Below are 4,882 nucleotides of genomic sequence, written 5' to 3' on the forward strand. Positions count from 1 at the left end.
AATGGTGGGATCGTAACCTGCCTGCTGACCTGCATTGGGTACAGCCGCTTAACACAGCGCCTGCCGGTATTTTTTGCACCCAACGCCTGCAGGCATATAGTGGTGAATGGCCTGCATTACTGCAAGCTTATCTACCCAGGATCACCAGCCGGCTTAACAAGCTGCAATCCCTGCTGCTGGCAGCGCCACGCACCATAGTACATGGCGATTACCATAGCCAGAATATTTTTTTCAGGGAAGATGATGCTACGCTGATAGACTTTCAGTTTATGCAGCAGGCCTGCGGGATGCTGGATGTGGCGCGGTTTATGGCTACCAGCCTTACTACAGAGCTGCGCCGGAGCATAGAACATACTTTACTGGAAACCTACCGGGCATGCTTACACGCCCAAGACATTCTTTACCCGATGCAGCAATGCCTGCAGGATTATAAAGCTGCCTTATTATGGAACCTGCTGCCACCGGTGGCCTTGCACCTGGTGAATGTGATGGAGCTGAAAAAACCATGGCCCGCGCAGTTCCCCATCCTCCAAAAATGCATTACAGCCATTGATGACCTGGAAGCTATGCAGGTGCTTTAGAATGCTTCACCCAGGTTAATGTAAAACACATTACCATAGCGGCTAAAGCCGTAGTCCAGCGCTATATTGGTATTAGAGCGTTTGTTGAACTTAATGCGCAGGCCTGCGCCGGCTGCGGGGTGAAAGCTGGTAAAACGGTATTTATCCCGCTCCGTTACGGTATTCATATTTGCAAATACGGTAAAACCCAGGAAGCCGCTGGGCAAAATATCGCGCCGGTACTCTGCTTCCAGGTCTATGAGCCCCTTGCCACGAAAGCGGTTCTGGTCTATGCCGCGGCCACTGCGGTTAGTAGGGTCCCAGCCTATGCTGGGCAGATCCAGGTAAGGCGTTCTGGCGCTCAGCGTGGTCCAGTAATAACCCCAGAAGGCCAGCACATTCTGCATTCTTTCCGGCCCAAAATGGAAATAACGCCGGTAATCCACATACAGGGATTGCCAGTTGTCATTACTGCCCAGGAAAGTAGGATTAATACGGAAAATAGCATTTACATAATACCCGGATTGCGGGTTGATCTGGTTTTGCCGGGTATCATTCTGCACGTTCAGTGAAATACCGGAGGAAACGGATTGTTTGCCCGGCATGGTGCCGTAATCATACTTCACATAATCCGGCAGGTACAAAGAATCATTCGTTCTTACCTTGATGGAGGAGTGCCAGTCCAGGTGATACCCGATACCTGCCAGCAGCCCTGGTCTTATACGCTGATAAAAAGTTTCGTAGAAGCGGAAATAGTTATTGCCCAGCAGCTCCCTGTCGTCGCCCGCGCCGCCTTTGCCCAGGCCCCAGGTGTATTGCGGGTTCACAATAAAGCGCACATCGCCCACAATATTGCGGTCGTTATTCCCAAACCATAAGTTGGGGCGTACGGAAAATGAGAACCGGCCCGAAAAGGAAAAGGACGGGGCGAATGTTACGTTGGAGATACGCGTGGTGCGCCGGGGCCCCAGGTAAAAGGCCGCCTGGGTAGAGGTTACCAGCGCACTACCGCCCCCGGGTATATTCGTGGGAACGGGTATTAATGAATAATACACCTTCCCGGTTCTTTTGGGGACATTATGGGACTTTATGTGGAATAAATCGTTGAACAGGTCTATCACATCCAACCGTGGCACGGTATCCTCGTCGGGGTCGTAGCTCCTTTTCTGCAATGAATCCAGCCCCTTGTGCTGTGCTAAAACGCAGCAGGGGGAAAGTAAGAGTATGATCAGCCACCATTTTTTCATCCGGGTACTCAGTCTTTTATGGGCTATGCAGGCCCTTAGTTACACAAATAGATCTGTTTATATAAACAAAATATTGTGCCAGTACCCGGCTGATGCATAGATGAAATGCCGGGGCCTGGCCCTGCGAAATTCAGGCGCCCCTAAGGGCCTTATAATTTTAACTTAAATTAAGTATATTCAGGTTCCCTTTTACACAACGTTATTTCACGTTCATAAACAAACACACTATGCACATTTCAAGAAGGAATTTTCTGCGTACCGGCGCTTTAGCCGTTGCAGGCACCACGTTATTAAGGAACGAAATATTTGCGGCCGCCCGCGCCAAAGAAATACTGGGCATACAGCTCTACTCCATCCGGGATGATATGAAAAAAGATCCTTCCGGTACCTTGAAACAGCTGGCCGGTATGGGTTATAAATATGTGGAGCATGCCAACTACATAGACCGCAAATTTTATGGCTATTCTGCCACAGAGTTTAAAAAGCTGCTGGATGACCTGGGCCTTTTAATGCCCAGCGGCCATACTGTAATGGGCAAACAGCACTGGGATGCCGCCAAAAAAGATTTTACCGACGCCTGGAAATATACGGTGGAAGATGCCGCTACCGTAGGCCAGCGCTATGTAATAAGCCCCTGGCTGGATGAAGGCCTGCGCAAAACCTACGACGACTTTAAAGCCTATATGGATGTGTTTAACAAAAGCGGGGAGCTGTGTAAAAAGTCGGGCATGAAGTTCGGCTACCACAACCACGATTTTGAGTTCAGCACCAAACTGAATGGGCAGAAACTGTTTGACCTGATACTGCAGAACACCGACCCATCGCTGGTAGCCCAGCAGCTGGACATTGGCAATATGTACCATGCCGGCGGTATAGCGCTGGACATTGTAAAACAATATCCCGGCCGTTTTGAGCTGATGCACGTGAAAGATGAGATCAAAGCTGCCAAAGGCGGTGAAATGGGCGGCGCTTATGAAAGCACCGTGCTGGGTAAAGGTATTATACCGGTAAAACAGGTAATAGACCTGGGCAAACAGTCGGGCGGTACTAAATACTTTATTATTGAACAGGAATCTTACCAGGATAAAACCCCGCTGGAAAGCGCTAAGCTGGATCTGGCGCAGATGAAGAAGTGGGGGTATTAGAATTAATAATGAACAATTAAGAATTAATAATTGGGTAGAGCGTGCGGTAAGGACTAAGATAAAAAATTGCTTAAACAGCAAGTGTTATCGACAACAAGCGCGCCAGTTCACTAATTGTGAGCCTATTACAAAAAGTATGAAGCTTTTTGTAATAGGCTCTCTCATAATGAATAATTAATAATGAAGGACACGCATTTTTATTGCAGTACAAGCCCTACGATTATTAATTATTCATTCTTAATTATTAATTACAACGATCTTCCCCACTGTTCTCCCACTCTCTACCTGCAAATGCGCTTTATCCATATCTGCAAAAGCAAAAGTTTGTGATACATGTGACCGGAGCTTACCCTGCGACAATAGATCAGCGAGCGTTTTCATATCCTCACCATTGGATTGTACCAGTATAAACGCGCCGCGGATACCTTTGGCCTTTGCCTTTTCCGTTACCTGCTCGCTAAGGCCGGAGGGAATGCTTACCAGCGTGCCGCCGGGCTTAATTACTTCCAGGGATCGGTCAATATTATCCCCGCCAATAGCATCCAGCACAAAATCAATATTGCTCACTACCTTCTCAAATTGCTGAGACCTGTAATCGATATGCTCATCAGCCCCCAGGCTTAATACAAAATCCCTGTTGGCGGCAGAAGAGGTGCCTATTACATAAGCGCCCAGGTGTTTGGCTATTTGCACGGCGTAGTGCCCTACCCCACCGGCAGCTGCGTGTATAAGTACCCGTTGGCCTGCTTTTACCTGGCCAAATTGCACCAGGGTTTGCAAAACGGTTAAAGGCGCCAGTGTAGCGGCAGCAGCTTCCTCATGTGAAATGTTGGCCGGCTTTAGCGCCAGGTGTGCGGCAGGCGCTGCTACATATTCCGCATAGGCCTTACCATGGCCCGGAAAGTTAACCATCCCGAACACTTCATCACCTGCTTTGAACTGTGCGGAGTTGGAAGCAGTGACCACGCCGGAGATATCCCAGCCTAAAATTAAAGGGGAAAACGTTTTTAGCCGCCCGTGCATTCCTTTGCCGGCACGGGTCTTCACATCTACCGGGTTAATGCTGATGGCCTTTACCTGTACCAGCACTTCGTTATCGCCAATAACAGGGGTGTCTGTTTGTGTATGGACCAGGTTCTCAACCCCTCCGGGCTGTGCTACGATAATTGCTTTCATGTGGCTCATTGATTTAATAACACAAAATTATACAGGCAAAACGGCTATTTACTGGTATAACTTTTCGCTTTTTCTGTACATTTGTCACATGATAAAGGAAAACCTGTACGAGCCGTTTGAGATTGTGTTCAAAGAGCTGGATGAGCTGCCGAAGTACGAGCATAAACATACTTTCTTTGAGCTGGTGTACATTGTATCCGGTACCGGTACGCAGTGCATCAATAAACATTCGTTCAACTACCATCCGGGGCATATGTTCCTTATTACCCCGGACGACTGCCATTCTTTTGATGTAAAAAGCACTACACAGTTCTTCTTTATCCGCTTTAATGATATTTATATCCGCAACAACAGCATACCTGCCATTAACCGGGAAAAGCTGGAATTTATTTTACAGAATGCCAACCACCAGCCGGGCTGCATTCTCAGGAACCAAACGGATAAAAGCCTGGCAAAACCTGTTGTGGAAGCCATTATACGGGAATATGTGAACCGGGACGTTTTCAATAAAGAGCTGATCCAGCAGCTGGTGAACACCCTTATTATAGTGGTGGCGCGCAACATTGCCAAGTACCTGCCGCAGGAAGTAAATGAAGCAACGGATGAAAAAGCGCTGGACATACTGCAATACATCCAGCGGCATATCTATGCACCGGAGAAGCTGCGTACAGAGGCCATCAGCAAAGAGTTTGGCGTATCAGCCTCTTACCTGGGCCGCTATTTTAAAAAGCATGCCAATGAAACCATGCAGCAG

General features: G+C 48.2%; 5 protein-coding genes. 3 read left to right on the top strand and 2 right to left on the bottom strand.

The annotated features are described in order from the left end of the window. The coding region (locus VIM87_RS01605; protein ID WP_331995279.1) for an oxidoreductase family protein at positions 1 to 581 on the top strand (581 nt) is incomplete at its 5' end. Here VIM87_RS01605 and VIM87_RS01610 read toward each other — a convergent pair. Next, the gene (locus VIM87_RS01610; RefSeq protein WP_331995280.1) at positions 578 to 1,807 is read right to left on the bottom strand and encodes a hypothetical protein; all 1,230 of its coding nucleotides are present in this window, start codon (positions 1,805 to 1,807) and stop codon (positions 578 to 580) included. The two genes, VIM87_RS01605 and VIM87_RS01610, sit on opposite strands and share 4 nt — an antisense overlap. Before the next feature lie 227 nt (positions 1,808 to 2,034). On the opposite strand from VIM87_RS01610, the gene VIM87_RS01615 reads away from it, so the two are divergent. After that, positions 2,035 to 2,952, top strand: coding sequence for a TIM barrel protein (locus VIM87_RS01615; RefSeq protein WP_331995281.1), 918 nt, complete (start codon positions 2,035 to 2,037; stop codon positions 2,950 to 2,952). Positions 2,953 to 3,189: 237 nt separating this feature from the next. Here the strand turns inward: VIM87_RS01615 and VIM87_RS01620 are convergent, their stop codons facing one another. Then, positions 3,190 to 4,128, bottom strand: a complete 939-nt coding sequence (locus VIM87_RS01620) for an NADP-dependent oxidoreductase (RefSeq protein WP_331995282.1) — start codon at positions 4,126 to 4,128, stop codon at positions 3,190 to 3,192. Between the two features lie 88 nt (positions 4,129 to 4,216). On the opposite strand from VIM87_RS01620, the gene VIM87_RS01625 reads away from it, so the two are divergent. Further along, positions 4,217 to 4,882, top strand: a 666-nt coding sequence (locus VIM87_RS01625) for an AraC family ligand binding domain-containing protein (protein WP_331995283.1), incomplete at its 3' end; no start/stop codon positions are given.

Origin of the sequence: Chitinophaga sp. (assembly GCF_036569125.1) — a bacterium.
In the GTDB taxonomy this organism is placed as follows: domain Bacteria; phylum Bacteroidota; class Bacteroidia; order Chitinophagales; family Chitinophagaceae; genus Chitinophaga.